Genomic DNA, 19,356 nt, shown 5'->3' on the forward strand with positions numbered 1-19,356 from the left:
CTATCAGAAGCTGAAATAGAAGAATAAAAGCTGGCCTTGATGACATAGAAGCAGGACGCGTACACTCCCATGAAGATGTCATGGTATATAGAGAAGAAATTAAATAATATGCGATAACGATTTCGCTTACCTCCTCCGATTTAAGTTACTTCGTTTAATTAGTATTGTGATTAATTTGGGCGTTCCCCGGTGATAGAACCGGGGTCGGGCTATCCGCTCATACTACACAGGCATTAGGCTCAGGCCGGTATCCGCTGCTATCCCTAACGTAAATTATCCGTAAGGGCGTATTGCATACGCCCTCACCACAAGATCCGTGCCTACCAGCCCACTCTGGCAAATGCAATTGTACCGACTCAATTCCGCAGGTATAGGGGCGAATGCATCAACAATGATTCAATTCCGCATGTATAGGGCGAATGCAATTCGCCCTATACAGCTGATTATCCATACTTTTACATTTTCACTTTTCCCAAACCGCACCCCTCACCTCTTTCCGCTCACCAATATTCCCATCCGGAACAACCACAGCTACCCATGGTGTATCATCCGATGTAATCTTACCACGCCATTCAAAGCTTTGCGTTGCTTCGGGTTTCAGATTAATCTCCTTTGAATACGACACAAGCGTCAGGTTATCCGCACGGATGCTGAAATTATGCTTACCATTTCCGCGAGCCATCACCTTAATAACCAACTCGCCTGTTGTTGAAATCGTTTTTGAAATCTCATAGCTTAAAAAATTATCACTTCGCAAATCAAGATTATTGGGTGATCCGGGCAGAAAGGTTCGCATTTGCGACATGCCATTACTTGTAACCACATACTTTCCTTCAGGAATCATTGTTTTAAAATGTCCGTCTTTATCTGCCGAAACAGTAATGGCCTGCTGCGAGCTAACGCTTTTAAATATTATCACTCCGCTTGCTTTTCCTTCAACCATTGCCGGGCCCTCCAGGTCTTTCAACAGCCACACCCAGCGGCTTACCGGGTGCACCCAGATCTCTTTATACGTCCACATACTTTGTACCGGCCAGTAAGGCGCATCATCCTCATCTTTAGTTTGGATGCCTACCGGCAAGCCCCCAACCATATCGCCTGATGAAGGCGAATACAATGGCACATAATCATAGCCCTCACCATACATGGTGCTTGCCGAAAACGGGTTCCGCCCGATGATCCATTCCAGCTGATGCGTAGATAATTGTGCCGATGCCAAATCGCCGCGCAGATGGGCTGCACTTGCCAAAGCCTGTGCCTGTGGTAAAATAGTGCCGAAGTGCCCGCGATAATCCATCCACACCGGGAACATCCGCAGGTAATGTCCCTTACCTAAAGGTATCCCGCTTAATACTTGTTTACGGAACGATTCTTTTCTGCTCTCCGGCACATGCATATATTCGGTATCGGCATATACTGACGCAGGCATTACGCTGTATGGCGCTGTATATTTTGCTATCTTTTTAAGGTATTCTGAATAAAGTGTAACAGTTGAATACCATTTTATCCAATCCGGGTTATTGGGGAATGCATCACAAAGTGCGGTTAACGCCAGTGTTGGCCCTTGCTCCCTGCCTCTGTGGCAATAATGCAAGATCCTTTCTTTGGCTGTTGATGTATAAAAAAAGCCGGTAAGCGGAATGTCCCAATCCGTACGTTTACGCTGCTGTGCATTCATAATAATGGGGGCTAGCTCCGCCGCTTTGGCTGCATATTTTTTGTCGCCCGTTGCTTTCCATAGCGTCACCGATGTAAGGATAGCCTGTGCCGGTAATTCGTCCTCCACATTATCCGAATCAAACGTGGCGCGGAACATTTCTTTTGATGGTTTATATGATTGCATCCCTTCAACAGCAAACTGCCAGTCGGCTTCTGCCATTTTAAGGGCGTAGGCAGCTAAACGCGGATCGCTTTCTTTTAAAACACGGGCTGCTATAGCCTCCGCATTGGCTGCCTCAAAATTTGCAAGCGGACTGTTTTTTGCTGTCGAGACAATATCATCGTCATCGCCAATAATATTATTTGTGCGCCTGCTGTTTATCGAACCTACATTTCTATAACCATCCCCAAAGCTTGTTTTCAGAATCCATGCAAGTCCCCACTTCGCCTCTTCCAGCACACGATTATACAGGGCCGGGTTTTCATCCCTGGCATGCAGCTTTTCGGCCATACTGAACAAGCCAAAGGTAATTTCACTGGTATTTTCAACACCCTGCGTTAAATCGCCGGCATCATGCCAGCCGCCGTTGATAACTATCCGTTTATCATTGTGCACACAGGTCCAGTCCTGGTGCTCAACTCCATGGATCCCCGGGATCTCCGCCCCGCAACGTTCCGAATAAAAGAAATTCAGCGCCTTCCATACGGTCCTTTCATAAACATCGGCGTCAATTCGAAATGGTCTCGTAACTGCATTACCGGCGACTAATACATAAGTCCCCGGAGTTCTAATTTCCGAAAAATCCATCACCTGGAAAGTGCCGAGGTGCGTTGTTTCGTTTTTGATAGATTTAGTCAGCACAACTTTACCATTATTCTGGTTGATCAGCTTAAAAGTTTTTGCATCAATATTACTGGCGATAGCTGTTTTTTCAGCCCCGGTTTGGTAGCCCGTATGCGCAAACGAAATGCGACCTTTCGCAACATCCCAGCCTTCGGTTTTATCTGCATCAACTTTTTGCAACTCCATCTGGTCAAAATAAAAACGGATCTTGTTCGCCTCTTCCGGGTAGTTGCCTGATAAACCGTATGACATCTCGAAGCTGGTTATCTTATCCCTTGCCACATTGCTGATCTCCCAAACTACATGGTTCCATTCATGATTTTTGAGGTTCAGTGAAGTTTGGCCCTCCTGCGCAAAAACTGCAGGCAGCTTTACTTTGCCATCGTTATACAGCCAGCAATCAAGCGCGGTGGTATAAAAGCCCGGCAGATCAGGATAGATCCAGATAGAGATGCGATTATATCCAGTCCAATCCTCATCGGCAAAAGCCTTCCGCACACCAGAGCGCCCCCAATGCCGCCCGTTCTTTGGCGGATCGCCGGCCAGCCGGGTGGGTGTGGTCATTAGTAATGACTGACTGCCCTCATGAACAATGTCTTTACTGAGTTTGATCTCAGCAACCGATGTGCTCGAATCGGTAGAGGTCATCACTTTCCTGGCATCAACCATAGCCACGCCCGATGTGGTGAAGGAAGTCCAGCCATTAAGGCTCTCCATATTATCAAGTGTGCGCTTTTCATAAACCTTTTTATTGAGCCAGCGGTACATGGCGGAATCTTTAAAATTTTCTGTTAAAGGATCCCGCGCCAGGTAAAAGCCGGAGAACAAAATAACTGCTATAAAAAGATATAAATATTTCATGGTGTGTATTGTCTGATCTTATCTAACAAAACTCACGAAAAGATTTCCAAGTTTCAGATTTTGATGTACTACATTAACACTACCTCATAAAAAAATAAAAACATACGCATAAATAAAATTTGTGCGTATATTTACTTTATGAAAAGCCGTTTAAATTTAACCATTGAGGATAGCTTATTAAAAAGCACTAAGCTATATGCTGAAAAACAACACAAAAGTATTTCTGAACTTGTCGAAGGTTATTTTAAAGAAGTTACAAAGCCAATAAAACGAAAAACTTTTGTTGATATCGTTAAAGAATTAGGGCCCCATGATATTGACCCTAAAGCAGATCTTAAAGAATTATATTACCAGGACCCGAAACATGGCGGTTAACGTATTTTTAGATGCCAATATATTGCTTGACTATTCACTTAAGCGCGAACATTACAGCGAGGCAGAAGAAGTTATGGATTTGGTTGCTAACAAAAAGGTTTCTGCATATATAACAGCATCTGTTTTGCACATTACCGGCCACTGGATATCAAAAGCATATGGAAACATAAACACAAAAAAATTACTTATTAGCTTCCTGGCTGACATTTCAATTATTGACATTCCTCATGAAATAGCATTAATAGCCCTGCATTCCAAAATAGACGATATTGAAGATGCGCTTCAATATTATACAGCAATTCATCACAAATTAGATTATTTTATTTCCAGGGATAAGAAGTTACAAAAAGATAGTATATCTATTTTGCCTGTTTACACACCAAAGGAATTTATAGCGCAGCTATATTAGGCTTACCGCAAACAGCCAATAATCCGCATACCCAAACAGCGCCGCCAACGAAGTTAATCCGCACATTCGCACATCAAAAATCCGCACATCAATGTTCCTTCTTCATCGCTCTTATCATTTGCCCGTAATCCCATTTACGCAACATGGCATTAACAGTATTGATGATACGTTTGGCACGGGTTTCATTGGTTTTGGCCTCGTTTATCCATTTAATAAAATACTCCCGATGTGATTTTGCCAGGCCATTAAAAAAATCGAATGCTTCGGGTTCAAATTCAAAGCACTCCTTCAAATCATCGGGCAGCTCAACTTTGTAATCTATATCATCTTCTAAGCTCACGTGCAACATGGCCCCGCTGTTTTTATGCAAAGCCTTTCGTACATCTGCCTTTAGCGCCATTATAAAATCGCCTTTCCCCATAGGCATTAGCGCCATACCACTTACAGCGAGGCTATCAAGCATTCCCCTTACCCTGAATGATTTTTTGTTGCCGGGCTTTAGTTGCTGTGCAATATCGGCAGGTATTTCAATGTAACTCCAGCCTGTTTTCTCGCCCTGCTCAGCAAATTGTAATATGATTGTGTTAAACGTTACCATGTATTTTAAAAATTCTAAAATTATAAGCCCTCAGCCGCGAATTGAATAAAGATAATGCACATTTTATGGCTTTCAGGTATCTAAATATGCCAAATTGTTAAATGTTTGTCAAAATTAAAAACGCCTGTAACTAATCAAATCCTTGTTCCGTCTTATTATTAAATACATCAAAACTTAATTTACCATATTATGAAATCATTAAAATCAATTGTACTGGGATTAGCCCTACTGGTAGTATGCGGCGCGGCAAAAGCAAATAATATTAACGACAATAAATTAACCCCTAACTATGCCATTAATACGTTTGTGGATGCTATGACCCGCGGCAAATTAGCCGGACTAAATAACGTTTTAGACAAAACGGCAGAATTCAATATACTAAGGGATAAAACAGTGCTTAGTTTTAGTAAAAATCAAATGCTTGAGTTTTTAAACAGCAATAAAAACATTGAACAAATCTGCACTACAAGCACTTCAATTGTTGAAAGCAATGCCAATGTAACCATTGTAAAGGTTGCTATGAAATATGATGATTTTGTACGCAACAATTATGTAACCATTGCAAACACGGGCAACGGCTGGAAGATCACTAACGTGTACAGCGTTTTTAAATAGAATAAGTTTTAGGTTTAGTTAAATAGTTTGTTAGTAAAAGGCTCCGTGGTTGGAGCCTTTTTAATTTAAATGCCAAAGGAATAAAACATTACAACCTTCCAACTTTACAACGTTTCAACACTCACTTTACATACGGCTCCAAAACCGCCTGCCATTTATCATATCCCTTGCTGTTAAGGTGCAGCAGGTCCGACTCAAATAAAGAAGAATCAGAAACCGTAGTATTTCTTTTTAATATAACGGAGCTTACATCAATAAAGGCGCTGTTGGGTTTATTGTTGAGGTAATTTTTTACCAGTTTATTGGCAATTTCAACCTCTGGAAAAAATTTGGCCCGGCTTGGACTTGGCTTTATCGACATAAAATAGATGGTAGCATCAGGCAGTTTTTTGTTGATCATTTCCCAAAGTTTTTGAAATTCTTCAAATACAAACTTGCCGGTTTTACCTGCTGCTATGTCATTTTCGCCCGCATAAATAAAAATTTTGCGGGGATGATAAGGGAACAGTATGTAAGGAGTATAATAATCAACCACCTGCCACAGCTCGCAACCGCCAACACCACGCCTGATGATCGGCTCTTTAGCAAAGCGTTGCTCAAGGTCAGTCCATTTACGGATAGATGAGCTGCCAATAAACAAGATTGCATTTTTAGGTGGAAATTTAAGGCTGTCCTGGTGTTTAAATTCTCTTATCTCGTCATCAAACGGGAAACCCGTTTGCGCATGCAGCTGGGTGCAGATTGAAATACTGATAAACAGTAAAATTAATTTTGCTTTCATAATTGGTTATTAGATTATTGCTTAAAAACAACGCGGGCTATGTTGCATACCTATGGCATGCCATAAATTATCACTTATTTTTCTACCGAGCTTTTGCACCTACGGCGCATAAAAAGGCAGCGGACATATTAATCCTTTTCAGCTTTGGTCTTTCTGCTTTTAGCTTTCTGCTTTCAAAAGTCTTTTCTCAAAAAACAAAAACGGTAAAAAACTGTCAACGCCGTTCATTACCCAAACCGGGCCATCGTTGCAAAATAAGATAATTTCAATTGGCTTGTTTTGCTTTTTTTCATATTCGGCCAAAACCTGCAGGCATGAGCCACATGAGGTAACAGGCTGCAAAATTTCAAATTCATCGGTGCTGGCAGTTACCGCCATGGCTTCAATCGGGTCATCGGCATGGTTGGCGCCCCAATAAAACAGGGCAACCCGCTCGGCGCATAATCCGGATGGATAGGCAACATTTTCCTGGTTGCTGCCATAAATAATTTTACCGCTTTGCAATCGTAGTGCAGCGCCAACCCTGAATTTTGAATAAGGCGAATGTGAGCCCTCCATTGCCTTAACGGCTTCAAAGCAAAGATCATAGGTGGGTTTATCCAGTTCTGTTAGGGTTTGGTATTCTTTAAAGGCTATTTTAATCTCGTGGTCAATCATTTTTTAGATCCCTGAAAAAACAAGGGGATACAAGATACACACGATTTCGGGATTTAAAGGATTTTCACGATTAAATTTGATAGATAAAGCTTTGACAGCTTTCAAAAAGTTGTCAAAGCTAATCTCTTTTACCTGATTACAGTTAAACATTGTAATTTGCGAAAACGCAAAGCTTTAAGTAGAGGTATCAGTTTCGTCCCACTCCGAAATTTCATCAAATTTCCGTACCCAGTTTAATGCGTAGTGCCGCTCGAATGAAATGGTTGGATTTATAGATAATGGTTCTTTTTTATCAGAAAGCATCAAATTCCGCAGGTAACTTGTTATCATTTCATTTGTAATATTCTCTATAAAAATCTCCTCTTTGTCTCTAAAGACAAGTGTGCTTAAAAAGAAATCGGGGTTTTCGTTTATTGGCAGCTTGGCCATTAACTCATCAAGATCGTCGTCAGACATTTGACTATCCAGGCCCGGCAAATCTTCTATCAAATTTACAACCCATGATAAAACTATACCAGCTTCTACGCGCCAGGAAAAATCAATTAAGGTTCGTTGAGATATTTCTCCTTCAAAAAGCTTTTTTTCATGCTCCGATACTTTATCCCAGAGCACTGTTGTTTTTAGCCAGCTTTCAACAATATCTTTTTCATGCAGGTTACCAGCAACATAGGACACAGCCCATAAAATTAATATCCTGCAGCCTACTTCATAAGGTGTTTGAAAATCTTCTTCTGAAAATTCAAGATAGGGAAGGTAGCTGATCCGGCTATTTTTTATACCGTAGGCAACCAATTTATTTTCAATAATTTGTTTTCTCTTTCGTAACCAAGGGTGGTCAATAGCGACGGGCTCCTGCTGTTTATCCTGGCTTGTATACCACAACTCATGCTTTGACGACTGGCCGCATCCCGGGCAATGGGTATCCTGCCATTGAATACCACACGCGGGGCATTTGGCTTTGGTGTCAAATGTGTTCCATGAATGACCACAGGTACATCCCCAATGGGCGTATCCGTCTGGCTCCCACTCACATTTCGGGCATTCTGTTTTTATTTCAGCGCTCAAGATCAGGGGATTTATGAAGCTACCGGCAATTCTATACTCTCCACATCCTCAGCAACCAGCGGATTAATGCTTTCATCATCTTTTTCAACCCTTAGGTTATTGATAATGTGCTGCTGACGGGTAGGCGTATTTTTACCCATAAAATATTCAAGCAGGGCTTTAATGTTGGCATCCTTCAATATAACAGGGTCAAGGCGGATATCTTTGCCAATAAATAACCCGAACTCGTCAGGCGAGATCTCACCTAATCCTTTAAAGCGGGTTATTTCAGGCTTTACACCCAGTTTGGCTATGGCATTACGGCGTTCTTCATCGCTGTAGCAATAAATAGTTTCCTTTTTATTACGAACACGGAACAGCGGCGTTTGCAAAATAAATACATGCCCGGCTTTTACCAGGTCGGGGAAAAACTGCAGGAAAAAGGTCATCAGCAATAACCTGATGTGCATCCCGTCAACATCGGCATCCGTTGCTACTACAATGTTGTTGTAACGCAGGTCGTCCAAACCATCTTCAATGTTCAGTGCGTGCTGCAGCAGGTTAAATTCCTCGTTTTCATAAACCACTTTTTTGGTTAGTCCGAAGCAGTTTAAGGGTTTACCCTTTAAGCTAAAAACCGCCTGTGTCATCACATCACGCGATTTGGTGATCGATCCGCTGGCCGAGTCACCTTCAGTTATAAATAAGGTCGTTTCCTGTTTACGTTCATGGGTTTCATCAAAATGCACTTTACAATCGCGCAGTTTGCGATTATGTAATGATGCTTTTTTAGCCCGCTCATTTGCCAGCTTTTTAATGCCTGCAATATCCTTACGCTCCCGCTCCGACTGCATAATGCGTTTAAGCAAAGCATCAGCCACAGCAGGATTTTTATGCAGGTAATTATCCAGCTCTTTTTTCAAAAAGTCACCTATAAAACCACGTACAGATGGCCCTTCAGGCCCGATATTTTGTGAGCCTAATTTTGTTTTTGTTTGCGATTCAAATACCGGCTCCTGCACCTTAATAGCAATAGCCGCAACAATAGATGCGCGAATATCCGAAGCATCAAATTCCTTTTTATAAAACTCGCGGACGGTTCTTACTACAGCTTCGCGGAATGCTGCCTGGTGGGTACCGCCCTGGGTTGTATTTTGCCCGTTAACAAACGAGTAATACTCTTCGCCGTATTGCTGGCCATGGGTTATGGCTATCTCAATATCCTCCCCTTTTAAATGAATAATAGGGTAACGGATATTTTCGGCGTCAGTATTTTTAGTTAACAGGTCATAAAGCCCTCGTTCTGAAAAATATTTTTGCCCGTTAAAATTAAGGGTAAGCCCGGAGTTAAGGAACACGTAGTTCCAGATCATACTATCAACAAATTCCGGAATAAAACGGTAATGCCTGAAGATGGTATCATCAGGTAAAAAATTTATAGCGGTACCGTTACGCTGTGAAGTTTCCTTTTCAGGCTCATCACGAATCAGTTCGCCTTTTGCAAATTCAGCAAGCTTGGTACGCCCGTCGCGATATGATTGCACGATAAATGAATTAGACAGCGCATTAACCGCCTTTGTACCCACGCCGTTTAACCCTACCGATTTTTGGAAGGCCTTGCTATCATACTTACCACCTGTATTTATTTTTGATACGCAATCAATAACCTTACCCAGCGGTATGCCGCGCCCATAATCACGTACGGATACTTTATGATCGCTCATAGTTACTTCTATGGTTTTACCGGCGCCCATCACAAACTCATCAATAGAGTTGTCAATTATCTCTTTCAGTAAAACATACACGCCATCGTCATAAGCTGATCCATCACCAAGCTTACCAATATACATCCCGGGCCGTAAGCGGATATGCTCTTTCCAATCCAGCGAACGGATACTATCATCACTATAAGTTACAGCTTCTGCCATTTAAATTATATATATATTAAATTAAGGGAAAAGGAAGACCGTTTTTATATAGCAAAACAAGTCTACCGGACAAAAATAATATTTAGACACTGAACCTAACATTCAAATGTCCTAACTTATTAACAATTGTTGGATTATTTAGGGGGTATTAGCTTGTCGGTTCATGAGGGCGTATAGCATACACCCATACAATTTACTGTAACGTACGGGCGCATCACATACGCCCTAATCGTCATTCGCCCACTGCTACTAATTAAACTTAAGGCAGTTACTCACCCTATCCATATTTTTAAAAAACTCGGGCCCCTTTTCATTAGTAAAGCAAACCGCCATAATGATACCTGTATGATCTTTTTGAAGGGTGATGAGCAAAGCGTATTTATAGTGTTTTGTTGCAGGCATATCCAACAAATTTAAAAGATACGATTTTCCGGCATCAGCATTATACCGGTCCAGCACTTCGGGTGGGATGTTCTTCATAAAATGTTTGGTATCCCCTGTAAATGCAGCCGCATGCGCCTCAGCTAAAGATGAATAGGTGGAATCAGGATTTGCCAATTCGGAATTCGGTGTATTTTTTGATTTTTCATAACTGGTCCAGTTTTCTTTTTGCGATTTTACCTGCAGCCAAACCTCAAAATCTTTACCGGGAAGTACCATCGCATAATCAAACGAAAAATAGTCGTTATCGGGGGCTTTTATTTCTCTAAATCCCCTTGGAAATGTAAATGAAACATTAGCAGTGGCGGCTAAGCGCATAAATTCTGCAAGTTGAACACCAACAGGACGTTTAATAACTGCAACATGGTCATTTGCAGCTATAACAGGACGCTTTACCTGTACAACCGGGCGCTTTACCTGTGCAAAAGACGGCACAATACTAAGCAAAAGTATTCCGATAACTAATATTTGCTTAATTTGCTTCAAAACAGTTTCCATTACAAGGGGCAAACAATAGTATTAAGTAACAATTAATCAGGACTAATAAAAACAAAATTAAAATATAAATTCATAAAATAAACATTTAACATATTATTAATAAATGAGTAAATTAAAGCTTAACCGGTTCGATCTCACTGTGAACGTGATAAGCCTGGTAATAGGCTTGGAAATATTTGTCAGGTAAACTTGCCGTAAAAGCAGGAAATGCCCTGAGATTTTTTTGGGGTTGGATCTTCGATGGGCTGTTTAGTCTTTGCGGTGCACTTACCTTTGCCGAAATCGGTGCGCGTTATATGGCAAAATATAGCATGTTTCCTGACTTTTGAATTCGCCAGTTTTCATACCAAATCCCATCAACATAATCTGCCCGTTAAACCAATCAACCTCTTTTTTACTATTTTAGCGCTTTTTAACGCTTCTGCTAATTAATATGAACAGATCCATTCATAAATGCCTTGCCATTTTTTTACAAGGTTTGCTTATTGCTTCTTTATTATTCGTCACTTCCTGCAAACAACATGTGCCGGAACGGGTACAGTTTGAAGCAAAAAGAAAAGATGACGCAATTAAGGCAAAAGCGCTACTAAAAAGCATCCAGGGCATCCGTTATACCGAAGTAAAACGAACTTTTGATAATGGGTTGTCATTTAGTGCAGTTGGCTACCAATTGGTGCCCGAATGGCGCATTTCGTTCCCTTCAACCGATTCGGTAAATATTTACAGTCCCAGGAAAAAAAGATTTTTGAATACTCCCGTAATATTTGATCATGATTCTGTTTACAACGTAGCGTGGGCGTGGCTCAAATTAAAATATATTAAAAAGGATAGTATTCAGTTTATGGTGCTGCGTGTGCACGACAATGTAATACAGGAGGAAAAAACGCATGTTTACATGACCTTTTATACCAATGATTATATTAAAAATGTGCTTCATGCTGATACGGCAAACATGCTGAAACCCAGTAGCAAGGATACCGCTTACATTAAAGCTAAAATTTTAAAGGCACAAAACACCCTTGATAGCGCTTTTGCGGGTACTGAGCCCGCTGTTTTAAAAGCGCGGAGCCCGCTTATCAGGATTAAAAAAGAAGTTACCCCCGAAAATGACGTTGATGGCGGTATGTCATTTGATGATTATCTTTCGCCAACATATAATATCACCATCCACAAAGCCTATACCGATTTTTATTACTCTTACTCGGCGTATGTTGACGAAAAAGGGAATATTACCTTTCGCAAAGCGCTGACATTTACTTACCCCGAGTTTAAAAAAGCCAACGATGATGCTATGAAAGGCATCACCGATGGATACCTTAAAGCTTACCTTGATATAACGCCTGGCAAAACACTTGGCATCCCCCATAACAGTATCGTAATTTTAAATGTAACGGGAGTGAAGAAATAATAATAGATAAAATACCGGCCCGCTTTTGAAATGATACAAAAGGCGACAGATTATGATTTGATCCGGTACATTAAAAAGAAACTGGCAGAGGATAAAAGAATCTAAACAATCCCTTTATCCTCTCAACCAATTTTTAGTTCGACAAAGTAAACAAGTCAACTACTTTCGAAGCTCCGTTAACGTCCTTGCCCCCGGCAAAAAGAATAAAATTGTCAGAGCTTGCGCCAGCCATTAAGGTTCTGCCCTGGTTTATTGTCACAGTAGTCCACACTCCGCTTTTTACATCGTAAATATCGGCAGTAGTTGAAGGGCCGGTACCGTTATAGCCACCCGCAAATACAATTTTGTTAGGAACGCCCACAGCCGTTAGGTCATCTCTTCCTTCCGATAGCTGAGCCGTTGTCCACGCATTGGTTGTAACGTCATAAATATCTGCAGTTTTTACATGGCCTTCGGTATTGGTATCGCCACCTGCAAACACAATTTTATTTACTGCCCCGGCCCCGGCAAAACGGCTTCTTTCGGTGCTCATGGCCGCTACAGACCAGGTTTGCGTACCTGTATCATAAATATCAACTGTTTTTTGGGCCACTTCATTGCCATCAACACCACCGGCAAATAAAATTTTGGTTCCGGCAGTTGCGGCAACAAGCCCGGTACGGGCAGTACTAAGTGCAGCTGTTGTCCATTTATTGGCTCCGGCATCATAAATATCAACCGTTTTTGAAACACCATTTGCGCCCTTGCCACCGGCAAAAACCGCTATATTACCTACTGATGCGGCAGCAAGTCCTGAACGGGCCTCACTTAGCTGTGCGCTTACCCATATGTTTTTAATCAGGTTATATATATCAACAACTTTTGAGTACGCGGTACTGTCATGGCCACCCGCAAATATTATCTTGTTATTGGCGCTGGTAGCTGCTAGCTGGTAACGCGCCTTGCTTAATGTACCGGTATACCAAATTCCCTGTATTATATTATAAACATCAACTGCTTTTGATAATGTAGTGCCATTATCCATGGTTCCGCCGGCAAAGAAAATACTGCCATTGGTGCCTGCACCTGCCAAACCGCTCCGGGCAACTGAAAAGTTTGTCGGCCCGTTATAAGCTATTTTAGTAAACCCAGCTTCCGGATCGGTTGGATTGGGCGTGCTTTTTTTTGAACATGAATTAATGGTTACCACCAAAAAAGCCGCACAGAATAGTAGAATTATTTTTTTCATAGATCTAAATATATTAAAGCTTGTAAAGTATCCTGTTATGCACTAGTAGTTAATAGCTTATAACGAAGGGATAATTGTTTCTGTTATAAATTACGGCTAAACAGATGATTTTGATACAACAAACGGAAATAAATGTATCAAATTTTATCTAAACCCTATGCCCGGCTTAATATTTCAATTATTGACATCATGTCCCCGAAAAAGTAAAACGCTAATTACGGCCATAAACACCGCGGTTAAACCGTGGATTAGCAAATGCGGCACATCAGTAGGCCCCTTTGTAGCAAACACAATCAAACAATCGGTTGCGGGTATTATAATAGCAGATGTAAATACGTAAGCAACAGCCTTGCGCATCCGCAGCCATAAAAGTGGCAAAAGCACCAGACCCGAAAATATATCGCGGATGCCTTTTATCCTTCCATAGGCATAGTCGGCCGTATTTGAAAATGGAATCCCGAAACCGGCTGCGCCCCCGGCAGGGTTAACTATAAACCGGGCACCTACAAAAATAATTCCTGACGCTATTAATAAGGTTAGCCAAAAGGATACCGACCGGGTGTCCCATTGTGTAGTTTCATTTGTTGTTTTCATTTGTTTTAAAATTTATAAAACAAAATTCAGCAACAAATAATTGCTGTTCATTCACCTGGGTTAATTAATGCATGCCTGCAATCCGTTTGCGGATGCGGCTTAATGATTGCGGCTTAATGCCTACAAACGATGCAATATAATATTGCGGGATACGCTGAGCTATATCTGAAAACTTAGCGATAAACTTTTGATACCTGGTATCTGGAGAGTCGACGTATAAAGAAACCACCTGGTTAATAACATTTATAAATACCTGTTCAATACCTAAACGCCCAAACCGCTCCCCATATTTAACCTCTTTATAAAATTGCTGCAGATCATTAAAACTGATGACATACATAACGGTATCTTCAAGCGCCTGGATGTTTACGAATGACGGTATTTTTGGCAGAAAGCTCTGATAATCGCAAACAAATTCACCTTCCTTGTTAAAGTAATTGGTTTTTTCATCGCCATCCTGGTTAATATAATAGCGAACAAGCCCCGTTTCAATAAATGCAAGATAACGGCAAACGTTGCCGGCCTCGAGCAAATGATCGCCTTTATTTAGTTTCCTTTCTCTGAATAGTTGTTTTACAATTATTTCATCCTCAATTGAAAGAGGGATATAACTGCGTATCGAATTTAAAAGAAGTTCCATAGAGAAATGTAGTCACTCAAGCCCTCAAAACATCTGGCTCACCCTTTTATTCGGGTAATCCAGCTTTTCACTTTTTCGTACACCGTTCACGGTAATGTGTACTATGTTTAGCTGGTCGTCAAACAGGTTGTGCAGCAGGCTAACGTCCACATCAATTTTTTTAACAGCCGGGATCTTATCCGTCTCAAAATAAACATCAGTTGCCTCTTTGTTTATCTCGAAGCCAACATAATTTAAATTTAATGGCGCAGCGCCGGTTTTTATCTGCAGGTAACCCGCGATATACTTTTTTACAAGCACATCCATTGCGGCATGCATATCGGCCCTGTTGAGGTCGGTTTTTGTATGATATTGTTTTACAAGAGCGGCTTCAAAATCATCCGTAAAAATAGTGCAGATAATTTCCAGCTTGTTGTCCTGGTTGTTGTAGCTGATGTTTGTTGTGCTTACATGGATTGGATGAAAAACTTTAGCTGCATGTTTTACAGGGAGCATGGCTCCTAAAAGTATGTAACAATATAGTAACGGTTGATAAATAAATGCCCACATAACGTGTCCTGATTTTTATAGTTGAAAAAACGCCTTAAATTTAGTGCTTTCAACGGTTAGTTCGCAATGTCCGACTTTGCTTTTTATTTTAAAATGGGCTGGCAGCACATTATCAGTGCCGATGCCCTGGATCATCAGCTGTTTATTTTGGCCCTGGCATGCGTTTATTCTATCCGCGATATTAAGCAGGTGCTGATATTGGTAACCGCATTTACCATAGGGCATTCATTAACACTTGCGTTAAGCGTGTACGATGTTATCAGGTTTTCGAGCAAATGGGTAGAGTTTTTAATACCCTGCACTATTTTTATTACTGCATTAAACAATATATTTCAGTTGGATAGCAAAGGTAAAAGTGCGCGGATAAATTATTACCTTGCATTGTGTTTCGGCCTTATTCATGGTATGGGCTTTGCAAACGCTATCCGCATAATGCTGGCAAAAGACCAAAGTATAGGCCTGGGCTTGTTTGGTTTTAATGTGGGATTAGAGGCGGGGCAGATATTTGTTGTTGCCATTATATTGATAATAGGTATATTGTTCTTAAATTTTTTAAAAGTAAAAAGGCGCGACTGGATCTTTTTCCTTTCGGCAGGGGTATTTGCACTGTCCTTAAAAATGGCTTTGGAAAGAATGCCTTTTTGATTTCGGATATCGGATGTTCGATTTCGGATTTATTGAATTATAAACGTCGGAATAGCAAAGCGCGAAGCCAAAGTCTCCCCTACCGGGGGAGATTTAGAGGGGGCTAAATGTATATCGGATGTTCGATTTCGGATTTATTGAATGCGAAAATAAAAATAACAAAAGCGCGAAGCTAAAAACCTTTCCCCCTGAGGCTAGCCAAACGCAATCCCGGATGTTGATTAACCCCAGAAGTTCTTTCGGACTTCCGGACTTTACCGACTTTCGGACTTATAAAATGAAACTGATCTTATAAATAATAATTAACCAAAAATGAAAAAAGTTTTTACTTCACTGTTTTTCGCTTTAACTATTGCCGGCTTTGCTAAGGCACAGGATATTCAGAATAATCCTGCCAGCAACCACGGCAATAAGTTTGAGCAACTGGGCACTATTTTAAATACGCCCAATGAGCAGCGTACCGCAAGCGGGGCGCCCGGAGCCAAGTACTGGCAACAACGTGCAGATTACGACATCAAATGCGATCTGGATGAAAAAAACCTGAAGCTTACAGGTTCAGAAACCATTACTTATTACAATAACTCGCCCGATCCGCTGGATTATATCTGGTTGCAGTTGGATGAGAACGAGCACAACAATAACGACAATGCCAATTACCAGCAGAGTTCAGTTATGCCGCGCGGTGCCGGTACATTACAGCTTGATAGGGCCGAAAAATCAAATACCGACAACGGCTATGGCGATAAAATAATGAGCATTACTGATGCATTAGGCAAAAGTATCCCCTACATTATTAACAAAACCATGCTGCGTATTGATCTTCCTGCTGCTTTAAAGCCAGGAGCGAAAATGCTGTTTACTGTAAAGTGGAATTACAAGATCTCCGACAGGATGAGCCTGGGCGGTCGCGGTGGTTATGAGTATTTCCCCGGTGACGGCAACTACCTGTTCACTATGACACAGTGGTACCCGCGCTTATGCGTTTACAGCGATTTCCAGGGATGGCAAAACCACCAGTTTACCGGCAGGGGCGAGTTTGCTTTAACCTTCGGTAACTATAAAGTACAGATGACCGTACCTGCTGACCATGTAATTGGCGCTACCGGCGAATGTATCAACTACGCGGCAGTTTTATCTCCGGCAGAGTTAGCCCGTTATACCAAATCAAGGACCGCTGCTGAGCCGGTAGAAATTGTAACCCTTGATGAAGCTAAAAAGAAAGAGGCTGCACCAACCACCGCTAAAAAGACCTGGGTTTTCCAGGCTACTAATGTGCGCGATTTTGCATGGGGATCATCCCGTAAATTCGTATGGGACGGAATGGGCCAGAAAGTTGATGGCAAAACCGTAATGTGCATGAGCTATTATGGCAAAGAAGCTTATAATTTATACCGTAAATTTTCAACCAAATTGGTTGCACATACTGTAAAATCATACTCAAGTTTTACATTCCCTTTCCCTTATCCTGTTGCGCAAAGTGTTGAAGCTGCAAACGGTATGGAATACCCCATGATCTGCTTTAACTATGGCCGTACTGAAAAAGATGGCACCTACAGCGAAAGCACCAAGAATGGCATGATAGGCGTAATTATCCACGAAGTTGGGCACAACTTCTTCCCGATGATCGTTAACAGCGATGAGCGCCAGTGGACATGGATGGACGAGGGCTTAAACTCATTTATGGAATACCTTACCGAAGAGCTTTGGGATAATAAATTCCCAAGCAAAAAGGGAGCGGCTTATACCATTGTTGATTACATGAAGCTGCCTAAAAATGAGCTGGAGCCTATTATGTCTAACTCTGAAAATATTGTAAGGTTTGGGCCCAATGCTTATACAAAACCGGCAACAGCACTCAATATTTTGCGCGAAACCATTATGGGTCGCCAGTTATTTGATTATGCCTTTAAACAATATGCAAGGCGCTGGGAATTTAAACACCCTACCCCGGCAGATTTCTTCCGCACTATGGGCGATGCCAGCGGCGAAAACCTTGATTGGTTTTGGAGAGGCTGGTTTTATGGAACCGATGCAGTTGATATTTCTCTCGACAGTGTAAAGGTTGCTAAAGCCGACCTTGACGGGAAAGCACCACAATTTAACAGAAGAGCAAATAAAGTTGATGCACCGGCTGTTAATGCTTTTGACGATATCTCCAAGATCCGCAACCGCGAGGATAAAAACATTAAATTTTACGTAGACAAAGACACATCCGTACATGACTTTTATTACAAGTATGATCGTGGACTTGCTGCTGTTGATACCATGAAATTTAATAACATGACCAAAGAACTTGCTACGCCGCAACACAGTGCTGCTGCCGAAGCAATGACCGATGAAGATAAAACAAAATATGCGGGCAAATATTTTTACCAGCTTAACTTTAGCAATAAAGGCGGCCTGGTAATGCCTATAATAGTTGAGTTTACTTATGCCGATGGCACCAGGCAAGTTGACCGGATCCCGGCACAGATCTGGCGCCTGAACGAAAAGCATGTATCAAAATTTTATATCCAGGATAAGGAAGTAGCCTCCATTAAATTAGACCCGATGCGTGAAACAGCCGATATTGACGAAACCAATAACTACTGGGGCAAACTGCCTGAGCCATCAAAATTCCAGGTGTTTAAACAAAAAATTAATGCTGCCGGAGTACGCGGCCAGTCTGTGGGAGTAAACCCAATGCAGGTTTCGGGCAGCAAATAAGATAATTCCAAACCAGGCCCGTTTACAAGATCCGCTAACCTCTTAATTGAGGTTGGCGGATTTTTTTGACTTAGATTTATGGGATGAAAGGATTGCTATGCAATAATTCAGATATGGGATTTTCGCTTTGTAGGTAATAATCGGTACTTTGTCGTTATATTATTTGTTGGGCTTATTAGTACGGCTTCAACGGTAAAGAGAATGATAATGAGGTAAAGGGTGAGGGTAGTCAGTTTACCCCCCCGGTAAGGACGAAATGAAAAAATATATTATAGAACCAGAAGTAGCTGGACAATTAGGAGATGATACAGTTTTAAATTATTCGACAAAGCCTCCTATTATTGAGAAACTCAATTATGAGTTTGACGATTGGTTAGGTGACGACTTTATTGAGGGCTTTCAATGTTTTATTTGTTCTGAAAGATTGGCTGAATACATTAAAAAACAGAACCTGACAGGATATACGTTTGATGACTGCAAAATCACTAAATCTCAATTTTTTAATGATTTACATGAAGACGGGTTAATATTACCGCTGTTTTATTGGTTTAAAATCATAGGAAACGAAAATGATGATTTTTTTATTGTCCCGAACTCTATGCTGGTCGTTTCACAACACGCACTTGAAACGCTACAAGCATTTAACATGGATCGTTGTCAAATTCAAGAATACGAAAAATAATCCCTCCCTCTGGCGCGCGAATGTCGGGCAGGCCAAAAGAGGTGGGCTACCCCATGCTGCCGCAAGGGCTTTTATGCTGCCGCAAGCGTCATACTGTGTAAAAAAGCAAATAAATCAAGCACATTTTTCTAAATATTCTTGATCGCTTTTCCATAATGAAAAAACGAGCAGGAGGAGTTTTCTTTGAACCGCGA

The 19,356-nt window shown here is 41.3% G+C and carries 18 protein-coding genes; 7 read left to right on the forward strand and 11 right to left on the reverse strand.

The genetic code is table 11. The annotated features are described in order from the left end of the window. Positions 1-463 precede the first annotated feature (463 nt). Entirely contained in the window at positions 464-3,364 is a 2,901-nt protein-coding gene (locus tag JWQ54_RS26910) for a glycoside hydrolase family 9 protein (RefSeq protein WP_299590983.1), read from the reverse strand. A 138-nt stretch (positions 3,365-3,502) separates the two neighbouring features. Between JWQ54_RS26910 and JWQ54_RS26915 the strand changes: the two genes are divergently transcribed. Together JWQ54_RS26915 and JWQ54_RS26920 are read left to right on the forward strand one after the other, a co-directional pair. Next, positions 3,503-3,739 (forward strand): DUF6364 family protein, encoded by a 237-nt coding sequence (locus JWQ54_RS26915; protein ID WP_299590984.1) that lies wholly within the window; start codon positions 3,503-3,505, stop codon positions 3,737-3,739. Further along, on the forward strand, positions 3,729-4,148 hold the full coding sequence (locus tag JWQ54_RS26920; RefSeq protein WP_299590985.1) for a PIN domain-containing protein: 420 nt from the start codon (positions 3,729-3,731) through the stop codon (positions 4,146-4,148). The genes JWQ54_RS26915 and JWQ54_RS26920 overlap by 11 nt, the downstream gene beginning before the upstream one ends. Before the next feature lie 88 nt (positions 4,149-4,236). Here the strand turns inward: JWQ54_RS26920 and JWQ54_RS26925 are convergent, their stop codons facing one another. Next, entirely contained in the window at positions 4,237-4,746 is a 510-nt protein-coding gene (locus tag JWQ54_RS26925; protein ID WP_299590986.1) for a YdeI/OmpD-associated family protein, read from the reverse strand. 189 nt (positions 4,747-4,935) lie between these two features. Here JWQ54_RS26925 and JWQ54_RS26930 point away from each other — a divergent pair, with 189 nt between their 5' ends. After that, positions 4,936-5,361 carry a nuclear transport factor 2 family protein gene (locus JWQ54_RS26930; RefSeq protein ID WP_299590987.1) on the forward strand — a complete coding sequence of 142 codons (426 nt, stop codon included), beginning with the start codon at positions 4,936-4,938 and terminating at the stop codon, positions 5,359-5,361. A gap of 121 nt (positions 5,362-5,482) precedes the next feature. On the opposite strand, the gene JWQ54_RS26935 is transcribed toward JWQ54_RS26930, so the two are convergent. From JWQ54_RS26935 to JWQ54_RS26955, 5 genes are all read right to left on the reverse strand, one after another. Next, positions 5,483-6,142, reverse strand: a complete 660-nt coding sequence (locus JWQ54_RS26935; RefSeq protein ID WP_299590988.1) for a GDSL-type esterase/lipase family protein — start codon at positions 6,140-6,142, stop codon at positions 5,483-5,485. Positions 6,143-6,301: 159 nt separating this feature from the next. Further along, complete coding sequence (locus JWQ54_RS26940) at positions 6,302-6,799, reverse strand: cytidine deaminase (RefSeq protein WP_299590989.1); 498 nt, start codon at positions 6,797-6,799, stop codon at positions 6,302-6,304. A gap of 174 nt (positions 6,800-6,973) precedes the next feature. Then, positions 6,974-7,864, reverse strand: coding sequence for a DUF4272 domain-containing protein (locus tag JWQ54_RS26945; protein ID WP_299590990.1), 891 nt, complete (start codon positions 7,862-7,864; stop codon positions 6,974-6,976). A gap of 11 nt (positions 7,865-7,875) precedes the next feature. Then, positions 7,876-9,771, reverse strand: a complete 1,896-nt coding sequence (locus JWQ54_RS26950) for a DNA topoisomerase IV subunit B (RefSeq protein ID WP_299590991.1) — start codon at positions 9,769-9,771, stop codon at positions 7,876-7,878. 249 nt (positions 9,772-10,020) lie between these two features. Then, entirely contained in the window at positions 10,021-10,710 is a 690-nt protein-coding gene (locus JWQ54_RS26955; protein WP_299590992.1) for a hypothetical protein, read from the reverse strand. Between the two features lie 433 nt (positions 10,711-11,143). Between JWQ54_RS26955 and JWQ54_RS26960 the strand changes: the two genes are divergently transcribed. After that, positions 11,144-12,118 carry a hypothetical protein gene (locus JWQ54_RS26960; RefSeq protein ID WP_299590993.1) on the forward strand — a complete coding sequence of 325 codons (975 nt, stop codon included), beginning with the start codon at positions 11,144-11,146 and terminating at the stop codon, positions 12,116-12,118. A gap of 133 nt (positions 12,119-12,251) precedes the next feature. On the opposite strand, the gene JWQ54_RS26965 is transcribed toward JWQ54_RS26960, so the two are convergent. The 4 genes from JWQ54_RS26965 to JWQ54_RS26980 all read right to left on the reverse strand — a co-directional run bounded on the left by JWQ54_RS26965 (position 12,252) and on the right by JWQ54_RS26980 (position 15,075). After that, positions 12,252-13,346 (reverse strand): kelch repeat-containing protein, encoded by a 1,095-nt coding sequence (locus JWQ54_RS26965; RefSeq protein WP_299590994.1) that lies wholly within the window; start codon positions 13,344-13,346, stop codon positions 12,252-12,254. A gap of 174 nt (positions 13,347-13,520) precedes the next feature. Continuing rightward, a complete protein-coding gene (locus JWQ54_RS26970; protein WP_299590995.1) occupies positions 13,521-13,940 on the reverse strand; it encodes a DUF4267 domain-containing protein in 420 nt (139 codons plus the stop codon). Between the two features lie 64 nt (positions 13,941-14,004). Then, on the reverse strand, positions 14,005-14,580 hold the full coding sequence (locus JWQ54_RS26975) for a Crp/Fnr family transcriptional regulator (protein WP_299590996.1): 576 nt from the start codon (positions 14,578-14,580) through the stop codon (positions 14,005-14,007). A gap of 24 nt (positions 14,581-14,604) precedes the next feature. Continuing rightward, positions 14,605-15,075: a DUF6702 family protein gene (locus JWQ54_RS26980; RefSeq protein ID WP_299590997.1), complete on the reverse strand. Its 471-nt coding sequence runs from the start codon at positions 15,073-15,075 to the stop codon at positions 14,605-14,607. Positions 15,076-15,195: 120 nt separating this feature from the next. Here JWQ54_RS26980 and JWQ54_RS26985 point away from each other — a divergent pair, with 120 nt between their 5' ends. From JWQ54_RS26985 to JWQ54_RS26995, 3 genes are all read left to right on the forward strand, one after another. Then, positions 15,196-15,774: a HupE/UreJ family protein gene (locus JWQ54_RS26985; protein ID WP_299590998.1), complete on the forward strand. Its 579-nt coding sequence runs from the start codon at positions 15,196-15,198 to the stop codon at positions 15,772-15,774. A 312-nt stretch (positions 15,775-16,086) separates the two neighbouring features. Further along, positions 16,087-18,480 (forward strand): M1 family metallopeptidase, encoded by a 2,394-nt coding sequence (locus JWQ54_RS26990; RefSeq protein ID WP_299590999.1) that lies wholly within the window; start codon positions 16,087-16,089, stop codon positions 18,478-18,480. A gap of 256 nt (positions 18,481-18,736) precedes the next feature. Continuing rightward, positions 18,737-19,162, forward strand: coding sequence for a hypothetical protein (locus tag JWQ54_RS26995; RefSeq protein ID WP_299591000.1), 426 nt, complete (start codon positions 18,737-18,739; stop codon positions 19,160-19,162). Positions 19,163-19,356 lie beyond the last annotated feature (194 nt).

It is taken from the genome of Mucilaginibacter sp., assembly GCF_028288225.1.
Lineage (GTDB): Bacteria > Bacteroidota > Bacteroidia > Sphingobacteriales > Sphingobacteriaceae > Mucilaginibacter.

What these genes read in the sequence shown, in the direction of transcription:
- JWQ54_RS26910 (WP_299590983.1), bottom strand. Translation starts at nt 3,364, where the DNA reads ATGAAATATTTATATCTTTTTATAGCAGTTATTTTGTTCTCCGGCTTT.
- JWQ54_RS26915 (WP_299590984.1), top strand. Translation starts at nt 3,503, where the DNA reads ATGAAAAGCCGTTTAAATTTAACCATTGAGGATAGCTTATTAAAAAGC.
- JWQ54_RS26920 (WP_299590985.1), top strand. Translation starts at nt 3,729, where the DNA reads ATGGCGGTTAACGTATTTTTAGATGCCAATATATTGCTTGACTATTCA.
- JWQ54_RS26925 (WP_299590986.1), bottom strand. Translation starts at nt 4,746, where the DNA reads ATGGTAACGTTTAACACAATCATATTACAATTTGCTGAGCAGGGCGAG.
- JWQ54_RS26930 (WP_299590987.1), top strand. Translation starts at nt 4,936, where the DNA reads ATGAAATCATTAAAATCAATTGTACTGGGATTAGCCCTACTGGTAGTA.
- JWQ54_RS26935 (WP_299590988.1), bottom strand. Translation starts at nt 6,142, where the DNA reads ATGAAAGCAAAATTAATTTTACTGTTTATCAGTATTTCAATCTGCACC.
- JWQ54_RS26940 (WP_299590989.1), bottom strand. Translation starts at nt 6,799, where the DNA reads ATGATTGACCACGAGATTAAAATAGCCTTTAAAGAATACCAAACCCTA.
- JWQ54_RS26950 (WP_299590991.1), bottom strand. Translation starts at nt 9,771, where the DNA reads ATGGCAGAAGCTGTAACTTATAGTGATGATAGTATCCGTTCGCTGGAT.
- JWQ54_RS26955 (WP_299590992.1), bottom strand. Translation starts at nt 10,710, where the DNA reads ATGGAAACTGTTTTGAAGCAAATTAAGCAAATATTAGTTATCGGAATA.
- JWQ54_RS26960 (WP_299590993.1), top strand. Translation starts at nt 11,144, where the DNA reads ATGAACAGATCCATTCATAAATGCCTTGCCATTTTTTTACAAGGTTTG.
- JWQ54_RS26965 (WP_299590994.1), bottom strand. Translation starts at nt 13,346, where the DNA reads ATGAAAAAAATAATTCTACTATTCTGTGCGGCTTTTTTGGTGGTAACC.
- JWQ54_RS26970 (WP_299590995.1), bottom strand. Translation starts at nt 13,940, where the DNA reads ATGAAAACAACAAATGAAACTACACAATGGGACACCCGGTCGGTATCC.
- JWQ54_RS26975 (WP_299590996.1), bottom strand. Translation starts at nt 14,580, where the DNA reads ATGGAACTTCTTTTAAATTCGATACGCAGTTATATCCCTCTTTCAATT.
- JWQ54_RS26980 (WP_299590997.1), bottom strand. Translation starts at nt 15,075, where the DNA reads ATGCTCCCTGTAAAACATGCAGCTAAAGTTTTTCATCCAATCCATGTA.
- JWQ54_RS26985 (WP_299590998.1), top strand. Translation starts at nt 15,196, where the DNA reads ATGTCCGACTTTGCTTTTTATTTTAAAATGGGCTGGCAGCACATTATC.
- JWQ54_RS26990 (WP_299590999.1), top strand. Translation starts at nt 16,087, where the DNA reads ATGAAAAAAGTTTTTACTTCACTGTTTTTCGCTTTAACTATTGCCGGC.
- JWQ54_RS26995 (WP_299591000.1), top strand. Translation starts at nt 18,737, where the DNA reads ATGAAAAAATATATTATAGAACCAGAAGTAGCTGGACAATTAGGAGAT.